Genomic DNA, 19,744 nt, shown 5'->3' with positions numbered 1-19,744 from the left:
TACATTCAACTTATATGGATATATCGACTCGTGGTTGAGGCGTACATCCGGTGATTTTTTAATCTTTTAGTATAACAACTGCAGGTATTTCGCAGTTGCACTCTCTATTCTGGTATTAGCCGCTGGAGAAGGTTTATGCGTAAAGTTGCTAACAACTTAGTTTTCTCACCATCAGATCTTATAACGTTTATGGACTCTGTCTACGATTCCTGGATGGAACGTTGCTATGTCGAGTTCCCAAACGAATATGAGGCAGATGAGCAGGACGAGAGCGCCGCAATCCTTCAAGACCATGGGAACCGACACGAAATAGCTTTTCTTGAGCAATTGCGGGAGAAGTTCGATGATATTGTCGAAATCACTGGTCGTGACGAGTCCGCCGAGCTGGCAACAATAGCTGCCATGCAGGCGGGCCGGGCGGTTATTTATCAAGGCGTGCTTGCAGCGGGCCAATTTGCGGGACGCTCCGATTTTCTTGTCAGGGTTCCCGGCAAGTCCAAATTGGGTGATTTCCATTACGAGGTATGGGACACCAAATTGTCGAAAAAGGCAAAGCCGTATTTCGTTGTTCAGCTCTGCTGTTATGCAGAAATGCTCGAAAAAATACAAGACCGCTGCCCTGAGCATTTGAGAGTCGTTTTGGGTGACTGTACAGAAATGGAGTTTCCGACTCGAGAGTACATTCATTTCTATCAGCAGCTCAAAAGCTCGTTTCTTGAGTTTCAATCGAGCTTTTCCAGAGAGCTTCCTCCCGATGATCTGATTGTCGGAACCTACAGTCGTTGGAAGACTATCGCTGATTCTCTGCTGGAACAGCGTGACGACCTGACGCGCATCGCCAACATAAGAAAGGCGCAGATTCAGCGCTTGAAGAAATCAGGAATTGATACCGTCACCAAACTGGCTTCGGCCGATAGCAGCCAGATCAAGTCTATCAATGTAAGTGTTTTGGAGACGCTGCAGGAGCAATCAAGGTTGCAATTGCAAACTGTTGCCGAAGAAAAAGTCGCCTATAAGCTCTTGCCACCCGTGCAAGGGAAAGGATTACACCTTTTACCTCCAGGTTCAGTCAACGATATATTTTTCGATATGGAAGGTTATCCGCATATTGAAGGCGGGCTGGAATACTTGTTCGGCGCAGTTGAGAGGAAAGACGAAAATACGCTGCAATTTGTCGACTGGTGGGCTCACGACAGAGAGCAGGAGAAGCAAGCCTTCGAAGATTTCATCGACTACGTCTACACGAAATGGACGCAAGATCCCAACATGCACGTTTACCACTATGCACCATATGAGGTGTCAGCAGTAAGACGGCTGGCCGGTCGCCATTCTACTCGGGTGGAAGAGGTAGATAATCTTCTGCGCAACGAAATTTTTGTAGACCTTTATCAGATAGTTCGTCAGGCCTTTCTGGTCGGTGTTCCCTCTTATTCGATCAAACATATTGAGCATCTCTATCGTCCAAAACGGAGCGGCGCCGTAGCTAAAGCGACAGATTCGGTCGTTTTTTATGAACGCTGGTTACAGCAATCTGACGGCAAGCAATGGACAGACTCCAGACTGCTTAAAGAGATACGTGATTACAATGAGGCTGATTGCGTATCGACCGAACAATTGGCGAACTGGCTCTGGTCTCGCCAGCTCGAACATGGCATCGCCTACAGCGGTAAAGTCTCTGAGCCGCCTGGAGAGATTGAAGTTACACCTGCTTCGGCTTTGACTCAGGAACTTCTTAGCGAAAGCGTTCATATCGAAGATAGTGAAGAGAAGAGAGTGCAGCTTTTGCTGGCTCATCTCCTGGAGTTTCATAAACGTGAAGATCGACCGATGTGGTGGCGCCGCTTTGATCGGCAGAAAAGGTCGGTTGATGAGTTGTACGACGACCTCGATTGTCTGGCCGGGTTGAAGCGCACCAGTCGACCGCCGTATGAAGTTGGTCGCTCACTTGCTCTTGAGTACTCTTATGATCCCGATCAGGATACTAAACTTGATGAAGGTGACAGTTGTCTGTTTCTGCACGACCTGAGCAACACTCGTATCTGTAATCTAGATCGAAAGAACGGACTTTTGTCGATAATTGTTAGCAAGGACGGCAAAGTCTTGCCTTCTGAAATCACGCTCCTGCCAAACGAGCAAATACACTCACGCACTATTTCTGATTCGATTTTTGAGACTGTTCTTGATTGGTCAGAAGCAAGGATTTTGCCCAAGGCACTCGCAGACTTGTTGTTCAGACGTGAGCCAGACATCAGGGGGCTTCGTAGAGGCGAGCCTGTGGTGGCATCGGCTGCCGTCACAGAAATTGTTCAGGCTATCGTTAATATGCAAGAGACTTCTCTTTGCATACAGGGACCACCTGGTTGTGGAAAGACCTATGTCGCAACTCAAACAATCGTGGAACTTTTGCGTCGGGGCAAACGCGTCGGTATCACGTCTAATTCGCATAAAGCCATTGAAAATTTGCTGGACAGAGTCGTTGAGCAGTGCCATGCTTCGAACACCCCGGTGCGGGCGATGAAGGTTGGAGGTACCTCTGCCTCCAGAGGTCGGCCGCCAAAACGTTCTCGCTTCCACGTTGAACATTGCCGTAGCGCCGGTCAATTGTTTGCCAGAGAAGATGCTTCTGCCTATAACCTGGTTGCCGGTACCGCCTGGTGTTTCAGTCATGAGGGGGCGGTTGGAGCGTTTGATTACCTGTTCGTAGACGAAGCCGGGCAGGTCTGTCTGGCAAATGTGGTCGGAATGGGTCGCAGCGCTGACAATCTGATTTTATTGGGCGATCAGATGCAGCTTGAGCAGCCTGTGGAAGGGAGTCATCCCGGTGAGAGTGGTAAGTCTTCACTGGAATATTTTCTGCAAGATCATGCCACTGTTCCCGAGCACCTTGGTGTCTTTTTAGGCACTACGTACCGCATGCATCCTGATGTTTGTGCAGTTATTTCCGATGCCGTATATGAGTCGAGAATCCAGCCTCATGCACAAACGGCCAGGCAAGTACTGAGCTTTCCTGATCCTCTGGTAGCCGAAAAGATCGGCAAAAGTTCAGGTCTGGTCTTTGTACCTGTTGCGCATGAAGGTAACGCTCAAGCTTCCGATGAAGAAGTGGAACGCATCGAAGAGTTGGTTACCGAACTGCTCAAGTGCTGCTATACAAATAAAGATGGTGAGACGAAGCAAGTGTCTTTGAGCGACATTCTCATTGTTGCTCCGTACAATATGCAAGTTCGCAAGATAGCAAGCAAAATCAATGGTGCGCAGGTTGCCTCAGTTGATAAGTTTCAGGGACGTGAGGCACCAATTGTAATTCTCTCTATGTGCGCCAGCGATGGTGGCTCATCGCCGCGCGGAATGGAATTTCTATTCAGCATGAGTCGGCTTAACGTGGCTATCTCCAGGGCTCAAACGATTGCATTCGTTGTTGGTAATCCCAACCTTACGAAGACTCCATGTTCGAGCCTCAGCCAGATGCGTCTGCTCAACTTCTTTTGTCAGATAGTGAATGTGGGAAAGTCCGGGAGTAATACAAGGGGAAAGCCGCAAGCAGTAAGCCTTTCGGTCTAGGATTTCCTTTGGCTGTTTCTAGATTGTTAGCAAACAGCTGAAGCAAGAAAATTTCAAACAAATCAGTAACTCTCAATAGCTTCGCTCCAAACCTAAGGAAGTTTGAAATGGAACATGTCTACATATCTCTGGCAATCGGATTAACACTGGGAGCTGTGCCCTGTTACCTGGTCATGAGAAACAAGATCGGCGCAGTCATCGACCGAACACTGGCGCAGTGTCAGTCTGAGAAGGATGTGCTGGTAACCAGGTTGCAAGAAAGAGATAGATGCGTCGACGAGTTAAAGCAGGAAAGAGTTGCTCTATCTGAGCAATTAGCGATATTTACTCGCGATCAGATCAATCTGCAGTCGAGGCTGTCCGCGGCGGAAGAGAGAAATAATCACCTGGCTGCCCTTGAACGCTCTTTGAATGAGCGGGTTTTGCAAGCCGCAAGTGCCGATGCATTAGCTTCACAGCTACGGCAGCAACTGGCTGTTGTCGAGACGTCCAGAGACAAAGAGCGTGTTGCAGCTGCAGAAAAAATCGCTTTGATTGAACAAGCTCAAGAGAAACTGAGTTCAGCTTTTCAAGCTCTTTCTGCTGAGGCCCTCAAGTCCAACAACCAGGCTTTTTTAGATCTGGCTAGAACACAGCTGGAGCGATTCCAGGAAGGAGCGCGTGTTGATCTCGAACAGCGTCAGAAGTCGATCGATGAGTTAGTGAAGCCGCTCAAGGATTCGCTAACAAACGTAGACGGTAAAATCCAGGATTTGGAAAAGGAACGGATCAGCGCATACTCCGGCTTGAAAGAACAGATTAGTGCACTTGCCTGTGGACAAACAAATTTGCAGCAGGAGACACAAAATCTGGTCAGGGCTTTGCGTACCCCTAATGTGCGAGGTCGCTGGGGTGAAATCCAGCTGAAGAAAGTTGTTGAAATGGCCGGCATGCTTGAACATTGTGATTTTGTGCAACAGCAAACTACCGATACCGTTGACGGAAAGCTGCGCCCGGACATGGTTGTAAAACTTCCGAACTACAAGAACATAGTCGTCGACTCCAAGGCGCCGTTGCAAGGATATCTTGACGCCCTCCAGGCAACCGACGATCAGACCAGACAAAAATATCTAAAAGATCATGCCAGACAGGTGCGAGAGCATTTATCCAAGCTGTCAACTAAAAGTTATTGGGATCAGTTTCAACCATCTCCTGAATTCGTCGTGCTCTTTCTGCCCGGCGAGGCTATGTTCAGCGCCGCACTAGAGCAAGACCCTGCTTTGATTGAGCATGGCGTTAATCAGAGAGTTATATTGGCTACACCAACCACCCTTATTGCCTTGCTTCAGGCAGTCGCCTATGGCTGGAAGCAAGAAAAGCTCGCCGAGAACGCACAAAAAATCAGCGAGCTAGGCAAGGAATTTTATGATCGATTAAAAACTATGGTGGCACATTTTATTGAGGTCCGAAAAGGTCTAGATAAAACAGTGGATGCTTATAACAGAACTGTAGGTTCTCTGGAATCCAGAGTGCTTGTTTCGGCTCGCAAGTTTCAAGAATTGGGAGCCACTACCGGTGACGAGATTGTGCAACTGGAGATGCATGAGCGCTCAATACGCGTTCTCAATACCCAAGATTTGAGCAAGATACCGCTTCTCACTGTAGCTGGTGAGGAGATAGCTGCTTCATAATGGCCGTGAAAAATAATTGCCCCATCAGGGAGATCCGCTACAATAGCAGCTCTGATTGAGGCGGAGCATGACATCAACTGATTTTTCCAAGGACTCATCTACTGATTCCCTCTCTGACAGCGAGTTACAGCGTTACAGCCGTCACTTACTGATCTCGGAAGTCGGTATCGAGGGACAGCGAAAATTAAAATGCGCGCGTGTGCTTGTTGTTGGTGCTGGTGGACTTGGTTCGCCTGTTATTCAGTATTTGAGTGCGGCAGGTGTTGGCACGATTGGTATTGTAGATTTCGATGATGTTGATAAATCTAATTTGCAGAGGCAGATTCTGTTTTCGAACCAGGATGTTGGATTTCCGAAAGTAGAACTGGCTGCTAAACGAGCTCTTTCTCTCAATCCTGAGATATCGATTCACACGCACAATACCAGGTTGACCTGCGACAACATTGAGGACATCTTTGCGGATTATTCAATAGTAGTAGACGGCAGCGATAATTTTGAGACACGCTACCTTGTTAACGATGCCTGTGTGGTCTTCGGTAAGACAAATATTCACGGAGCCGTGCATCGATTCGATGGACAGGTCAGTGTTTTTGCTCCCGGTCAGGGACCTTGCTATCGCTGCGTTTTCTCTGAGCCGCCAGTGGCAGGTACCTTCTTGAATTGCGCCGAGGCTGGCGTACTTGGCGTTCTGCCTGGAATAGTTGGCACAATCCAGGCCACTGAATGTATTAAGACAATTCTTTCTATAGGCACGTCATTGGTCGGCAGGTTACTTCTCGTCGATGCGCTCGATATGTCGTTTCGCACGATTAAGCTGACGCGCAATCTCAAATGCATCACCTGTGGTGACAGCCCTGAGGTGAGATCAATTCAAGACCTCCGGGTGAAACATGCCACTGTCCAGACTTCATGCTCTGGTTTGTTAACGAAGCAGTCTTCGCAGGCGGAATCTCTGACTGCCGCGAGCGAATCTTCTTCGAGTGAACTGTCTGCAACACAGCTCGATGCAGAATTGAGAGCGAGCAACGATTTACTGCTAATAGACGTGCGCGAACCACATGAATTTGGCTATTCTCATTTGAATAGGGCTGTGAATCTTCCGCTCAGCCGAATCTCTGAAAGGCTTCAAGTGATACCTGCGGCTTCAAACGTTGTCGTTTACTGTAAGTCTGGGATGCGCAGTCAAAAGGCTGTCGCATTGATGCGAGAGGCAGGACTCTCCCAGGTGCGCCATCTGACAGGTGGGTTGAGCGCGTGGTCAAAACAAGTCGACAGTTCAATGTCTGTTTTGTAATCACCACTCGCGCCCAACGCAACTCCTGGTTAGCGAGTCTGTCCGTCGTGTTTTTGATTATATATATTCCGGCTGGTACGATTTTCCTCGTGTTGCAGCTTGGCTCGTTCGGTCGGTGATAAGCCACCGCCGCTTTGACGCATGCGAGCTTCGCGCATCGCCAGCTTTTGTTGTTGTCTTGCAAGGCGGCTGGCTTCGCGTTGATTCAAGGATCCATTCGAAACACCGTTATAGATGCGGTTTTGTTGACGATTTTCGCGGGCGTTAATGCCCCATCGTCTAGCTTCAGCCTGATTGGCAGTAGTAACGAGCGTAGTGACCGCAAATCCTAAGGCGAGTGCGAAGGCAATATTCTTGTTCATAACGAATCTCCTGGGTTATCAGTGTTCCATAACCCGTAATACGTAAGAAGCTCGAAAAAAGTTCAAATAGAATTATTTACAATTTCTCATAATTCAAATTCGGAATACGGAGACTTAATTGGTCGTGATCGGTTTTATGTCGCGATATACGACTACGGGCTTGTTTTGAGCTTTTGCCTGGGCCATTGCCAGATCGGCGGCACCAAGCAATGAGCTCAGGTCCACAAAATCTTCGGGAATGGAAGCGCACCCCATTGAGAGTGCGAGTTTGGATGGTTCTAACTCTCCACCGAGGGGAGTGGCAGTGAGGGCTTTCACGAGTCGGTTCGCAAATATTTGTGAGCCGTTTGCCTTTGTGTTGGGAAGCAGCAATGCATAATCGTATGCATCGTAGTGGGCCAGCAAATCTACATGCCTTTTCAGCTGACTGATGCGCAGTACTGCATCTAGTATCGCTGGTCCCGGCAGTAATTGCCGATTGCCGTTTCCTGCGTGCATCCTCATCTCAAAGACGATAACCGATAATGGACTTCGCGATCTGTAGCAACGGAAATATTCCTGCTCCAAGAAATACAGAAATGCGGGATAAATGAACATGCCAGTGTCAGCGCGTCTCAGGCTCATCATGACACTCTGAATAGCCGCCCCGTCTATTACTCTTGGCTGAACGGCAAACTGCTTCGACTTGACGGCTGGATTTGAAATTTTGATCAAATCGTTTGTCAGCAAGTGATAAATCAGTGTGATGATTTGAATGCGTGACAATTGAAACGCTCTGATCATTTCTTCTATGGTTTGTTTACCATCGAGCATCCGATAGAATTTGTTCATGAAATCTACGTTTAGAGGTGCCTGATGACCTGCCCGCTGAACAAATTCGAGGTCTGTAATATTGGTTCGTTTCGGCAGAAGAGTGGAGCTAAAGAGCATGCCGGCTTCTTTCAAATAGTGCGTGCGTTCCGACAGTTGGCGGCTCTGGCTCAATAGTGCGTCTATGGATTGGTGAACCGTATGAGTGTTTCGCAATACGCGAGATTCAAACAGGTATTGACCATCTCTCCACGTCAATAATTCGATAATTGCTTCGTCACCTTCTGCATCACCAGCGGTGGCATCGACCGGTGAACCGTCTTGTACCCAGACCAGTGCAGTTGCATTTTTGTTGCGAACTTCCAGTTTGCCGGTAACTCTCGATTCGACGATTTTTCGCAGCAGTTCGTCGAGTGGCAGCGAGCCGATGTCTCCCTCTCGGGGGAATGGCAGAATCGGCTCGGGTCTGGTCGGCGGTGCAGCTGGTGGGGGCACCGCAGCCGACTGAGAGCCCGCCTGCGCCGGTGGGGTTGGCATTGTTGATGCAGCATTGGCATGAGCTGCTTGCGGAGCTCCAGGCATAGTGGGCGGCGCGAAGTGGGTTGAAGAACTTGTGGCAGGTGCACCGCCTGCATTGGCTCCTCCATGACCAGGTTGTGTTTGAGTGGCAGAAGGTCCAGAACCCTGGGGTGGGGTTGCTGCTTGCATCTGGATTATAGTGTCGGACATTTTTCCAGGTGTGTCATCACGCCTGATGATGGTGTTGCCGATTCCGCTTTGCATTCGCCCGGTGGTCGTTAACTCTGCCACTGCTGCCGACATCAAGTTATGCACAAGCAATACGTCACAGCTTCCGTAATCGAACATAGGTGTGCGAATGCCGCGCAGTTCGCTGGTCAGCTGCCAGCGTGGCTCGCCGCCCTTGAGCGGACTGGCGAGATTTAGTGTGTATGTTGTCATCATGTCGACAGAGCGCCATGAAATTTGAAAATTCTGGCCGCGTCTTTCCAGCGCTTGAGACAGAAGCTGGTGCAGTTCCGTGATATCGGGAGGGATCGGACCGCGGTTTGCCTGTGACAAGAGCCCACTTTTCTTGAGCATCAATGAGAATCCTGAACTATATTGGCGTAATCCAAATCATTATTCCCAGCCTCATCAAACCTAAAAGCACGCCAGAACGATGTGTACAGACCATCGACGGGACAGGTAGGTGCCTGACGCCTGTCTGCGGGTACAATTTAACCGGTAACCTTTAATCTGTGCTCAGACGGAGTCAAAATTGTCTGAAACGAAGCGAGCGGTAAAGCTCGGAGCATTGCTGGTCGGACTGGACTTCATCAGTCAGCAAGAATTGGTCGCGATCATGGATATGGCGAACCAGGTCGGTATGCCCCTGGGACGCGCGCTCGTGCTGTCGGGAAAAATTACGGATGCGGAGTTGAATATCGCTCTGCAATTGCATAGCTTGATGCGCACTTCTGACGTGACGATGGAAACGGCGAAAAAGACCTTTGCACTCGTGTGTTACCAGGGAGTGCCCCTAATCGATGCTTTGCAACGCACTGGCTGGACTCCGAGTCCTAATCTGCCGAAAGAAACCAGCCAGTTAGGCACGTTGCTATTGGAAGCCGGACTTATCAACGAAGATCAACTTCGTGAAGCTCAAGAGACAAGTCACAAGTTGGGTCTGCCGCTCGGGCGAATTCTTAGTTTGATGGGGCTGGTTTCGCAGCCCTTGATTATCAGAGTCGTCGACCTGCAATCAATGATCCGTATGGGACGATTGTCTCAGGCGGAAGCGATCGAGTATCTCAAGGAAGAGTCTGAGCCGCAGTTAGAGTTGCTGTCCGATGCCGCGCGGTCCACGGTTGATCCCTCTGCAGAGAGTAATGCCGAAAATCAAACTGACACGCGTGCAGATTCACAACAGGCGGCCAGGAAGGGTGAAAGTTCACCGTCCAGTCCGACCTCATCTGCCGGCTCATCTGCCGGCTCAGCCGGATCGTCCGAGCCAGCTGACAGGCGCAACGGCTTGTCTAAGCAGAAGTCCAAACTGTTGCTTGCAGCCGAAGACCCAAGTCGCAGAAACATAAGACTTGGTGAGCTTTTGATTCTCGCTGGAATTCTAACCGAATCAGACATGATGAATGCGGTCGAGCTCAGTTTGACGAGAGAAGAGCCGTTGGGTGCGGTACTGATTGCACTTGGTTTGATCACTACCGATCAACTTCGCCTGGCACTGAGGTTGCAGGAGTCAATCAGTGTCGGTTCCATCGACATTCAATCTGCTACCGATACGCTGATTTTAGAGACAGGCAATTCACTGATTCCCAAGTTGACTGATGTCGAGCCCGACGTCACGCCAAAGCGGTCCAGACTGGCCGAACAGCATGAAGCGCCTAAGCTGCGAATTGGTGAGCTCCTCAAGTTGTGTGGTTTTGTGCTCGAAGAGGAAATTCAAAGCGCCATCGCGCTTGCTCGCGACTATCCGTCTGTTCTGGGCAGGATGCTGGTTGTGAACGGATACATAGATGAATCGACACTTTTAGCTGCTTTACGCTGTCAGTTTATGGTCAGAAATAAGCTGATTACAGTCGATCAAGCGGTGGCTGCGATGCAGTATGCGCGCCAGATGAAATTGAGTTTCGATGATGCGCTGGATGAACTTGGCATTTATCGACATGGAAGGCTGGAGCCGGTTTGACTATTCAAGCTGGTTTCAGGCATATCGTCCCAGGTGCGTCCTTCCAGTAAGCGACCGGCTTTCTTCTTGTTTGAACCGCCCCACTGCTTGAAGAAAAATTTGACGTCAGCGCGCCGGCATTGATCGCGTACTGACTTAACCCACTCTTCTTGCAACAGACGCGGCTTGCGTCCTGATTCGCCGCCGACAATGACCCAGTCGATTCCTTTAAGATCGATATTTTCGAGCGGACCAAGAAGCGGCTCGACAGAGAGGAACTTCAGGTGAGCACCGGTTTGACGCAAATAATCAATGCGGTGTGCATAGTCTTGATTCTCGACACTGACTCCCATCCATATGTGCGCAGACCAGGGAATCAAATGATCGATCTCGAGTAAGCGTTCATGGCGTTTGGTCAGGATTTGATAATTGTGCCAGTCGGCTTTGTTCATAGCCTCAAAGATCTTCAAGATGTATTCAACGGGAACATCTTTGTGAAACAAATCGCTCATTGAATTGACAAAAATTCTCTTTGGCTTTTTCCATTTAGCTGGCAGAGCCAATCTATCCGGCCATAGTTTTAGATCGAAACCTTGCTCGTAGGGATGGTTGGGAACACCGCGAAATCTTTCGGCAAATGTTTCAGCATAACAATTTGCGCATCCCGGGCTTATTTTTGTGCAACCCGTGATTGGGTTCCAGGTTGCATCTGTCCATTCAATGTCTGAATTGACGGCCATAATATCAAAATGAGTTCGCCAGCATATCTGAAAATTCTTCTTCAGATGCCGGCTCTAGCGAGCTGCCGTAGAATTTTTTGAATCGACTGGAGCAGTTCGAGCACTGGAAATACGAGTACACTGGCGACTTTCTGCGCTTGGCAGTACCTCTTTCGAATCTAATCTCCATGCACCCGCCAGGCGGGCGATTTTCCTTGCCTTTGAAAATAAGCTTACGGCTGCCACATAGCGGGCAGCGCTTTAGCGCCTCTTTCAGTTCGGTAAACGCAAGCACGCAGGCAGCAGTAGGAATGAAAATCGGTATGGTGGCTACGAGCGCCAGTGCGACCGCAGCGCCCTTCAGGGCGTCAGTGAGATCATCGTCTTGTTTTTCTTCGATTTCGTCTTGCATATCGGAGCTCTAATCTGATTCTGCCCAAAATCAGCCATCGTTGGCAGGTTCTCTTGGAAACTGTATCAATTCTATTTTATGCCTTTTGCTTTAAATTTGAAGCCAAGAAGCCGATGATTCCCGACGATTGATAGGATAGTGGCTTGTCTATCGGCCTCAGCGAAAGGGAGTTGCTATGCCTTTGCATTTTATCAACGGCGAATTCACCAGAGGTGGTGCAACGGACGAAATTGAAATATTCGATCCGGCTACCGAAGAAGTGATTGATACAGTTCCTCGAGGTACAAAAGCTGATGCAGAGAAGGCAGTAGCGGCCGGCAAGAACGCATTTGACGTGTGGCGCCGAACCTCAGCAAATACGCGTGCGCGCATGATGCACGAAGCCGCTGAAAAGATGCGCGCGCACAAGGAAAAAATCATTCACCTTCTCACTCTCGAGCAGGGGAAGCCGGTCCCTGAGAATGAAGAGGAATTCGAATGGTTGATGAATACCTTCGAATATTATGCTGAGCTGGGCCGACATGAGCGTGGACGTGTGCTGCCTTCCGGAGAGCATACGCAGCTGAATTTGGTGCTTAAAGAACCATACGGTGTGGTTCTGTGCATCGTACCGTGGAACTATCCGCTTCTTTTGATGGCATGGAAAGTTGCACCAGCCCTTGCCGCCGGCAATGTAGTGATCATCAAGCCCAGTGAATTGACGCCCCTGTCCACAATCTATCTTGCGGAACATTGCTGGGATCATTTCCCTCCCGGTGTAATCAATATTGTCAACGGTTTCGGTAAGGAGGTTGCCGAACCGATGGTTGAGCATAAAGATGTTCCGGTCATAGCTTTTACCGGCAGCCTGGCTACAGGACAGCGCATTGCTTCGATAGCAGCGCCGATGATGAAAAAACTGCATCTCGAATTGGGCGGTAAAGATGCGTTTGTTATTGCTGAAGATGCAGATCCTGAAGTGGCGGCGCACGCTCTTGCTTATGCTGCTTTGACCAACGCCGGTCAAGTCTGCACGTCGACTGAGCGAGTCTACCTGCCCGCTCGGGGCGCGAAAATGTTTACTGAGGCGCTGGTTGAGCACGTCAAATCATTGCGGCTTGGACCTGGTATTGAATCTGGTACCGATATCGGTCCAATGGCTGGTGCTGTTTACCGTGAGAAAATAGAAGGTCATGTGGCTGATGCGGTCAGCAAGGGTGCAAAGGTATTGACCGGAGGGCGCCGTCCTGAGACCCTGAAGAAGGGTTGGTTCTATGAGCCGACAGTCATTTCTCATGTCGATCACAAAATGATGATCATGCGCGAAGAGACATTTGGCCCCGCCATTCCCCTCATGGAATACGAAACTTTTGACCAGGCGATAGCTTTGACGAATGACTCCGAATATGGCTTGGGAGCTTGTTTGCTGACCAGCGATGCTTTGAAGGCGAAGACTTTTATGGAGGAAGTGAAAGCCGGGACTGTCTGGATCAATGACCCATTGACAGACAATTATGCGGGTCCATTCGGTGGAATGAAATTAAGCGGTGGCGCGCGCGAACTCGGTCAAGAGGGGCTCGATGAGTTTCGCGAAACCAAGCATGTGCACTGGGAATTTTCGGCAAGCAAAAAATCCTGGTGGTATCCCTACTAATTCAGAAACAACGCCGCCATACGCGCCTTTCCCAAGTGCAACTCAGTTGGCTTCGAATTTATATCCGACACCATGAACATTCTTGATCAGCGAGGGCTCGCCGTCGATGTCTATTTTGTTACGGAGTTTCTTGATGCAACTGCGTATGGTGTCAGAAGAACGTTCTGATTCCGATGTCCAGACACGCTCGAGTAAGGCTTCTCCGCTGAATACTTGTCCGGGGTAGCGCATGAAAAATTCCAGTAAGGCAAATTCCATCTTCGGCAGATGAATTTCGACGCCTTCACGGCTTAATTTGCGCGAACGTGGATCGAGTTCGAGAGTGCCTGCTTTCAGAACATCGGGGAGCAGTGTCTGTGAGCGACGCAACAAAGCCTTCAACCTTGCCGAAAGTTCTTTCAGGTGAAAGGGCTTAGTTAGATAATCGTCGGCGCCCACGCCAAAACCGGTTTCTTTGTCGACAATAGTTGATTTGTTTGTCAGCATCAGTACCGCCGCCGAACCGCCCATGGCTCGATATTGCTTGCAAACTTCCAGGCCGCTCAATCTCGGCAATTCTATATCCAGAACTATCACATCGTATGAATAGGCGCGCAGTAAGTCGACAGCGTCTTCGCCGTTCTCTGCTGTTTCGACGAGATAAGACTCCATCTTCAGCCAGGTAGTAATCGTATTTAGAAGATTTCGATCGTCTTCGACTAGTAAAACTTTCGCCATTGCCAAATTATAAAGGTGAACCTGGAAATAGGAAACCTTTTGTCCAGTCGAGCTCTTGGAATGGGTGGTACAAGGTCGAAGCTTATCGCCTCAATTTTTAAAAGAACATGGATGAGAAGGTACACAATCGCCACAAATAGTTAGTACCTTTACAACGTTATCGAACGCCCATTACCAGTGCCCCCGCGCTAGCCCAGGCTTAGCGTCCGCATACATGTGAGGAATCTATGACGTACCCGCCCCAGGCGGAGCTTGCGCGCGACAAGGCGCAAGTTCCGGCTTCCCCCAACACGTCTGCCGATCGAGCTTTTCGAGATGAAATCGAGAAAGAATCGCCTGTCAATAGTCTGGATAAGACCAAATCTAAGATAGATGCTCTGCACAATTGGGATGGGTCGGCCGACACCGACTCACCGGTGGTGCGGATCGTCGACAAAGACGGCACTTTGAAGACGCATGATGATGCAGGCAATTTGACAACGGTGGAGTTTTACGACAGCCCCGGGAAGCGTCATCAGTATGGTTATAACGACAAAAATCAGCTCATCTCAGTAGACCGGAGTGATAAAGTCACCGGGGAAGAGATTCATCTCAGGCGCAATGAGCGCTCTGATAAATGGTATCTGGAGAAAGAAGGCGCACGCTATTACCTTCCCGGAAAAGTAGACCTGAAAGCAAACGGCGACTTTGCTGTGCAGCACAAAGACGGTTCGTGGCGCGTTGAAGACGTGCATGGAAACGTCGTTGACGAGAAGCGTCTTGCTTCAGGAGCGGCTCTTCAGTTTAACGAGGATAAGTCTCTTAACCGTCTTAAGCGTGCTGACGGAACACGCATCGATTGCACATATGACAAAGATGGAAAGCTCGAAACTATAAAAGAGACTAAGGACAAACACTCGACGACATGGACGCGCAATGAGAGTGGCGACTTCGGTCGCCAGGGAAGCGATGAAGTTCGCAAAAATCTTTCCATCGATCAAAACGGTAACCTCAAGTATAAATCCGAAGACGGACTGGACCATGTGATAGCCGGTGATGGTTCGCATGTGGTATCAGCCGGTGACAATAAAACCAAAGTCACATACGACAGCGAAGGGCGACTGTCGCTCTTTACCAAGGCTGACGGTACTGCTCGTCAGTTCGAATATGAGGGCAATACAACCAGGGTTTCAAAATTTACCGAGCTGAACGCGAAAGGGGAAATTAGTAAAACTTACGAACGAACAAAAGATGACGAATGGAAATGCATGCAGGGTGATAAGTCACTCGGGCTCTGGCACGGTGATTTAAAAACCGGTCTTGATGGCAGCTGGAGTATGTTCTCAGGCGACAAGAAAGACAATCCCAACAACCTGTGGCGAAACGTAGATGCGCAGGAAAGAATAAATTACTCGCGCGAGAATCCCGATGGGTCCAAGTTATTCTTTGACGACAAAAAACTATTTTCAGAGATTGAGCGTGCAGATCACACAGGTATTGTCTGGAGTAAAAATGGCGACAGTGTCAGAGTTTCTACTGTCATGCCTGATGGTTCACAGCTTCGTTTCGACTATGATCTGAAAAGTAGGTTGTGGAATTGTGATGATCCTTCTGTCAAACCTTCATCCGAGATGCCGGTCAAAGGCAACGGTGAATTGTCGTTCCAGCGAGTAGATGGAACTACCGTTACTGTGCTGACCGATAGTTCGACCACTATCAGGGCTCAGGATGGTTCAGTTCTCAAATATGATGTGAACCAGAATCTGGTTGCTCGCAGCAAAGACAATAACGTGCGAACTTTTCAATATAAGGACGGAGAGATCGTCGGCTACAGCGATAGAATTCAAGGAAAGCCGGAAAAGCAAGTTGATTTGTCGAACGAAAAACGTGTTGAGCTTACTGCTCGCGGGGATCTGATTCATGTGTCAGCAGATGGTAAGCGCCAGATCGAAACGGCGGATTTTTCACACGTAGAGTGTAACGATGCGGGCAAGCCAGCCAGGATAACAACGCTTGCCGGTGCAGTTCGTGATATCGAATACAACCCAGCCACTAATGAAGCAGTTTCAATCAGCGACACAATGGTCATTGGTGAAAAAACTGTTACCCGCAAATGGGAGACGGGTGAAAATTGGCAGGGAACTTTTGCAGTTATCGGCGAGAAAGATGGCAAGCTGACGCAAAAATTTGCCCGACATGATGTGCAAATAGATGAGCTGGGCAATTACTCTTATTTGAGCGGCGACGGTAGAAAAGTCGTTTCCAAAGCGGGAGACGGTGTGCGTATCGCTGACAACGGATTCATTTCCGCAGACGTTGATGAGGCGCGAACCCGCTACCTGGATGTTATGCGCGATGCGTTTAATGATCCTGCTCGGAGCCAGCGTCTTGAGAGTATGGCGAGTGCATTTGAAACGCGTATGATCAACTCGATTGAACGCCGAAGTACTCTGGAGAATCCTGAGACGGTTAGAGCTCAAGTCGAGCAGCGGATCAAGGCTACCTATGACAATTTGACGCGAATGGTGGCGTCCGATGATCCTAAGACGTTCGACAGCAAGTCTGTGCGTGTTAACTTCGGCGAGACTTACATGTATCATGCCATGGAGCCTGAAACCGTTACTCAGGAAGGATGGGGCTCTTGCTGGTTGCAGTCTGGTTATGTACCTTGCGGAATAGGTGAGCATCCTGATGCTGTGGCGAAAGTGCTTGCCGATGTATCGTTGACCGGCAGTTATACTGACCTGCAGCGTAACACGTATAATTTCAATTCTGGAAATTTGGCAATTAGCAACCAATACCAGGGAGCAGGCTGGACGATCGAAAACGCGACCGGCACCTCTTTGCCCAGCCCGGTCGCTCACAGGTTAGATGCCACAATGGCGGCTATGGATCGCGGGGCCAACTATGGTAGAGCCGGCGATGTGGGTCGCATCAGATATGGTGGCGGCGGACAGAAAGAGATCTTGCGAAGAGTAACAGGCGACGAATTGACGGTCGTTAACGGTTATCCAAGCAATCGCGCTCAGAGAGCTGCTCTGCTTCATGCTGGTGGTGCGCAGCGAGACGGTGGACCTAATCACGTGGCCACCTGGGCTTTGCGAAAAGAGCGAGACCAGTGGCTGCTGATCAGAGGAAATCAATATAACGACAATGGTCGCGGCGATCGTGTCGTGGCTGTAATTCGCGACCTGAAATCATGGTTGGATAATGGTGAATCGGCACAGATCAACAAGCGCTTCTTCCCAGGTATCGGCAATGACTTCAAAGTAGTCGGCGACGCCATCAAGCCATCCGATTTCCGACCGAACAACCGTCCCGATAACGACAATCCAGAGCGCCGCTTTGCTGGACGCCGTCGCTGGTTTTTCAGAAGATAGTACAACCCTGATTTGGTTATTTACCAGCTACAGTTGCTTCTACTTCGCCTTTGCCTGTGATGCGCGCTCAATTTGCCCTGGCGAAACTTTTCTCCGGTCGTAGTTTTTGCGTTCGTTGAACCTGTCGCTATAAATTGTCGCTGTTCCAGATGCGCTCTTCTGCTGCAGATGCGAAGCCTCAGTGTTTCCGGCTGAGGCTCTGGTGACATTGTCCGCCAGCAAGCTGGGAGCACCGTGAACGGTGACAAGAGCGAGCAGCAGACTAATTGTTTGTGGCGACCAGAGAACGCGCCTGGAAGCTTATCTAAACCCTTCGCAGCTTCGAAAACCAAGTCACTATTATACGCTAGCCTGCTGTCCAGCTTGAAACGTTAACGCAAGGCTCGACTAGCGTGCCTTGCGAAACGTACCCATAAATCTGTAGTCTGTTATCTATCTCAATGCATTCAGGAAATCTCTCTTTCTCATCGCTCCGCTATAGCGGAGTGGTTCGCTCTGTCCTGGTTTGTAGATTTCGGTAGTTGGATAGCCTGTCACTCCAAATTGTTGTACTAAATCTCGGTTTTGATCTCCGTTGATCTTCACAACAATTGCATTCTGGAGCATTGCTTTAACTTCTCTGTCTTCCATGGTTGCATCTTGTTGTTTGCAGTATGTGCAGTGTTCCCCATATACTTCGATGACCAGATTCTTGCCTTCGTCACGAGCACGTTGGCGCGCCACATCCAGGCCACCGGCATCGTAGACCTGAGGTGCTTTCTCTGGTGCTGGGCGATTGATAGTTGGTGCCACATCGACAGGAGCTCCTTCTGGGATTTTTCCTGCCGCTCTCAAAGCTTCGTTATGATGGGCTTTCTCTCTGCTCTTCAGAATCTCGTCGGTGAGGGGAGCCAGGTGTTTCTGCCTGTCTTCGATTCTTTGAAGCAATGGCAGATTTTCCACGATCTGGAACTTTGGTAAGCATTTTTCACTGGAAGGATTTTTCTCACAATCCACATCGATCGGATTTGAGGTTTTTGTTGGTGAGCTCATCTCCTTGCCGACTTGCTTGTTCAGTGGCATGTCATTGCTTGCGGGAGCTGGTGGCAGATCAACCACGCTGTCAAGACTCATAAAGCGTCTCCTGTTCTAAGATATTTGTTTGGCTGAGGACTAGAATGATATGTGGAATTTGTGTCCAAATTGTCACTATTTGAGCGTTTCGTTCGCTTATAATGAAACAAATGGCGTTTCGTGATCGGGACAGATAGATAGTTGTTACCCGCACGTCATCAGCATTCTCTGCAGGTGGATAGCTCTTTTGATGGTCCTGTTTTGGCAAAGATGATGGCAAAGAATCTCGAAGAACTGCGATTGCCTGAGATCACTGATTCGATGCTGCGATATTCGCGTATACGTTATGCGCTGGTTTTTTTCTCTGTGTTTTATTTGCTATCAGTTTTATTTTTGATTATGCAGTTGAACATTGCTTCGCGCTTGCGTGATTATTCAATTCGAGCTAATCGAAATCAGCTGATTCAGGTTGCAATATTTAGTGTCCTGTTGACGCTGACAGTTACTTTGTTGACACTTCCGTTGTCTGTTGGCAGCGGATATTACCTTGAGCATGCCTTTAATTTATCGCAGCAATCGCTCAGTGACTTCCTTGTGGACAAGGCGAAGGGAACAGCAGTTTCTGCGGTGATTAATTGTATTGTTCTGACTATTTTCTTCTCTGTCGTCAGACGTTTTCGCGTTCACTGGCCATTTGTTCTATGGTTGATTACAATTCCTGTGATAGCGTTAGCAATCTTTGCCGAGCCGATCGTCATTGACCCTATATTCAACAAATTTACGCCTATGGCTGATGGCAGTCTGAAATCTAAGATCAGAGCCCTTTCCATCAAAGCAAATATTCCTAATGCAGTAATTCTTGTTGCAGACAAAAGTAAGCAAACTAATAAAATGAACGCTTATGTAACTGGCATTGGGGGGTCATCACGGATTGTACTTTGGGACAGCACGATCAAGGGCTTGCCTGAGGATCAGGTACTTTCCGTGGTGGGACACGAGATCGGGCACTACGTGCTCAATCATATCTACTGGGGTTTTGCCATGTCGGTGTTGGCAGCTCTGGTTATTGTGCCCTTCGGATATTTCGGCGCTAACCGGTTCATCAGTATGTTGCCAAAGCGCTGGGGTGTAGGTGGTTTGACTGACTATGCCGTCGCCCCGGTGTTGATGATGCTGAGCTTATCGATTGGATTTATTAGCATGCCGTTAGTCAATTATGTTTCTCGCTATCAGGAGCATCAGGCAGATAAGTATGGACTGATGTTGACTGAGAATCGTTTAGCGATGGCGAATTTGTTTGTCGCGTTTGCGGAGAAAAATTTGAGCGAGCCCGATCCGCCTGCGCTGATCAAGTTTTTTCTATTTACTCATCCAACATTGAAAGAAAGAATTGAATTTGCCGCCGGACGAAAGGTTTTTTGATTGGCAAACGGTTTATAATACACGGCTTACTTGCCCTGTCTGGTTAATG

General features: G+C 49.0%; 13 protein-coding genes. 7 read left to right on the top strand and 6 right to left on the bottom strand.

Features of this window, described 5'->3' with window-relative positions; genetic code table 11:
• The first annotated feature begins 135 nt into the window (after positions 1-135).
• The 3 genes from EKK48_25370 to moeB all read left to right on the top strand — a co-directional run bounded on the left by EKK48_25370 (position 136) and on the right by moeB (position 6,525).
• Positions 136-3,561 (top strand): TM0106 family RecB-like putative nuclease, encoded by a 3,426-nt coding sequence (locus EKK48_25370; GenBank protein ID RTL36572.1) that lies wholly within the window; start codon positions 136-138, stop codon positions 3,559-3,561.
• A gap of 107 nt (positions 3,562-3,668) precedes the next feature.
• Positions 3,669-5,231 carry a DNA recombination protein RmuC gene (locus tag EKK48_25365; protein RTL36571.1) on the top strand — a complete coding sequence of 521 codons (1,563 nt, stop codon included), beginning with the start codon at positions 3,669-3,671 and terminating at the stop codon, positions 5,229-5,231.
• Between the two features lie 67 nt (positions 5,232-5,298).
• A complete protein-coding gene (moeB, locus tag EKK48_25360; protein ID RTL36570.1) occupies positions 5,299-6,525 on the top strand; it encodes a molybdopterin-synthase adenylyltransferase MoeB in 1,227 nt (408 codons plus the stop codon).
• A 29-nt stretch (positions 6,526-6,554) separates the two neighbouring features.
• On the opposite strand, the gene EKK48_25355 is transcribed toward moeB, so the two are convergent.
• On the bottom strand, positions 6,555-6,887 hold the full coding sequence (locus EKK48_25355; GenBank protein RTL36569.1) for a hypothetical protein: 333 nt from the start codon (positions 6,885-6,887) through the stop codon (positions 6,555-6,557).
• A 114-nt stretch (positions 6,888-7,001) separates the two neighbouring features.
• Positions 7,002-8,798 carry a DUF4388 domain-containing protein gene (locus tag EKK48_25350; protein RTL36568.1) on the bottom strand — a complete coding sequence of 599 codons (1,797 nt, stop codon included), beginning with the start codon at positions 8,796-8,798 and terminating at the stop codon, positions 7,002-7,004.
• Between the two features lie 178 nt (positions 8,799-8,976).
• On the opposite strand from EKK48_25350, the gene EKK48_25345 reads away from it, so the two are divergent.
• Positions 8,977-10,401: a hypothetical protein gene (locus EKK48_25345; GenBank protein RTL36567.1), complete on the top strand. Its 1,425-nt coding sequence runs from the start codon at positions 8,977-8,979 to the stop codon at positions 10,399-10,401.
• On the opposite strand, the gene EKK48_25340 is transcribed toward EKK48_25345, so the two are convergent.
• Positions 10,371-11,120: a phage Gp37/Gp68 family protein gene (locus EKK48_25340; GenBank protein ID RTL36566.1), complete on the bottom strand. Its 750-nt coding sequence runs from the start codon at positions 11,118-11,120 to the stop codon at positions 10,371-10,373. The genes EKK48_25345 and EKK48_25340 overlap by 31 nt on opposite strands.
• A 4-nt stretch (positions 11,121-11,124) precedes the next feature.
• The gene (locus EKK48_25335) at positions 11,125-11,511 is read right to left on the bottom strand and encodes a hypothetical protein (GenBank protein ID RTL36565.1); all 387 of its coding nucleotides are present in this window, start codon (positions 11,509-11,511) and stop codon (positions 11,125-11,127) included.
• 175 nt (positions 11,512-11,686) lie between these two features.
• Between EKK48_25335 and EKK48_25330 the strand changes: the two genes are divergently transcribed.
• Positions 11,687-13,144 (top strand): aldehyde dehydrogenase, encoded by a 1,458-nt coding sequence (locus EKK48_25330; GenBank protein ID RTL36564.1) that lies wholly within the window; start codon positions 11,687-11,689, stop codon positions 13,142-13,144.
• 42 nt (positions 13,145-13,186) lie between these two features.
• Here EKK48_25330 and EKK48_25325 read toward each other — a convergent pair whose 3' ends face one another.
• Positions 13,187-13,861 (bottom strand): response regulator transcription factor, encoded by a 675-nt coding sequence (locus EKK48_25325; GenBank protein ID RTL36563.1) that lies wholly within the window; start codon positions 13,859-13,861, stop codon positions 13,187-13,189.
• A gap of 227 nt (positions 13,862-14,088) precedes the next feature.
• On the opposite strand from EKK48_25325, the gene EKK48_25320 reads away from it, so the two are divergent.
• Positions 14,089-17,220, top strand: coding sequence for a hypothetical protein (locus tag EKK48_25320; GenBank protein RTL36562.1), 3,132 nt, complete (start codon positions 14,089-14,091; stop codon positions 17,218-17,220).
• A gap of 432 nt (positions 17,221-17,652) precedes the next feature.
• On the opposite strand, the gene EKK48_25315 is transcribed toward EKK48_25320, so the two are convergent.
• Positions 17,653-18,333, bottom strand: coding sequence for a thioredoxin (locus EKK48_25315; GenBank protein RTL36561.1), 681 nt, complete (start codon positions 18,331-18,333; stop codon positions 17,653-17,655).
• 174 nt (positions 18,334-18,507) lie between these two features.
• On the opposite strand from EKK48_25315, the gene EKK48_25310 reads away from it, so the two are divergent.
• Positions 18,508-19,695: a M48 family peptidase gene (locus tag EKK48_25310; protein ID RTL36560.1), complete on the top strand. Its 1,188-nt coding sequence runs from the start codon at positions 18,508-18,510 to the stop codon at positions 19,693-19,695.
• The last annotated feature ends 49 nt before the right edge of the window (positions 19,696-19,744 follow it).

It is taken from the genome of Candidatus Melainabacteria bacterium (assembly GCA_003963305.1).
In the GTDB taxonomy this organism is placed as follows: domain Bacteria; phylum Cyanobacteriota; class Vampirovibrionia; order Obscuribacterales; family Obscuribacteraceae; genus PALSA-1081.
This window is presented reverse-complemented; position numbering and strand designations above follow the sequence as displayed.

What these genes read in the sequence shown, in the direction of transcription:
- EKK48_25370 (RTL36572.1), top strand. Translation starts at nt 136, where the DNA reads ATGCGTAAAGTTGCTAACAACTTAGTTTTCTCACCATCAGATCTTATA.
- EKK48_25365 (RTL36571.1), top strand. Translation starts at nt 3,669, where the DNA reads ATGGAACATGTCTACATATCTCTGGCAATCGGATTAACACTGGGAGCT.
- moeB (RTL36570.1), top strand. Translation starts at nt 5,299, where the DNA reads ATGACATCAACTGATTTTTCCAAGGACTCATCTACTGATTCCCTCTCT.
- EKK48_25355 (RTL36569.1), bottom strand. Translation starts at nt 6,887, where the DNA reads ATGAACAAGAATATTGCCTTCGCACTCGCCTTAGGATTTGCGGTCACT.
- EKK48_25350 (RTL36568.1), bottom strand. Translation starts at nt 8,798, where the DNA reads ATGCTCAAGAAAAGTGGGCTCTTGTCACAGGCAAACCGCGGTCCGATC.
- EKK48_25340 (RTL36566.1), bottom strand. Translation starts at nt 11,120, where the DNA reads ATGGCCGTCAATTCAGACATTGAATGGACAGATGCAACCTGGAACCCA.
- EKK48_25335 (RTL36565.1), bottom strand. Translation starts at nt 11,511, where the DNA reads ATGCAAGACGAAATCGAAGAAAAACAAGACGATGATCTCACTGACGCC.
- EKK48_25330 (RTL36564.1), top strand. Translation starts at nt 11,687, where the DNA reads ATGCCTTTGCATTTTATCAACGGCGAATTCACCAGAGGTGGTGCAACG.
- EKK48_25325 (RTL36563.1), bottom strand. Translation starts at nt 13,861, where the DNA reads ATGGCGAAAGTTTTACTAGTCGAAGACGATCGAAATCTTCTAAATACG.
- EKK48_25320 (RTL36562.1), top strand. Translation starts at nt 14,089, where the DNA reads ATGACGTACCCGCCCCAGGCGGAGCTTGCGCGCGACAAGGCGCAAGTT.
- EKK48_25315 (RTL36561.1), bottom strand. Translation starts at nt 18,333, where the DNA reads ATGAGTCTTGACAGCGTGGTTGATCTGCCACCAGCTCCCGCAAGCAAT.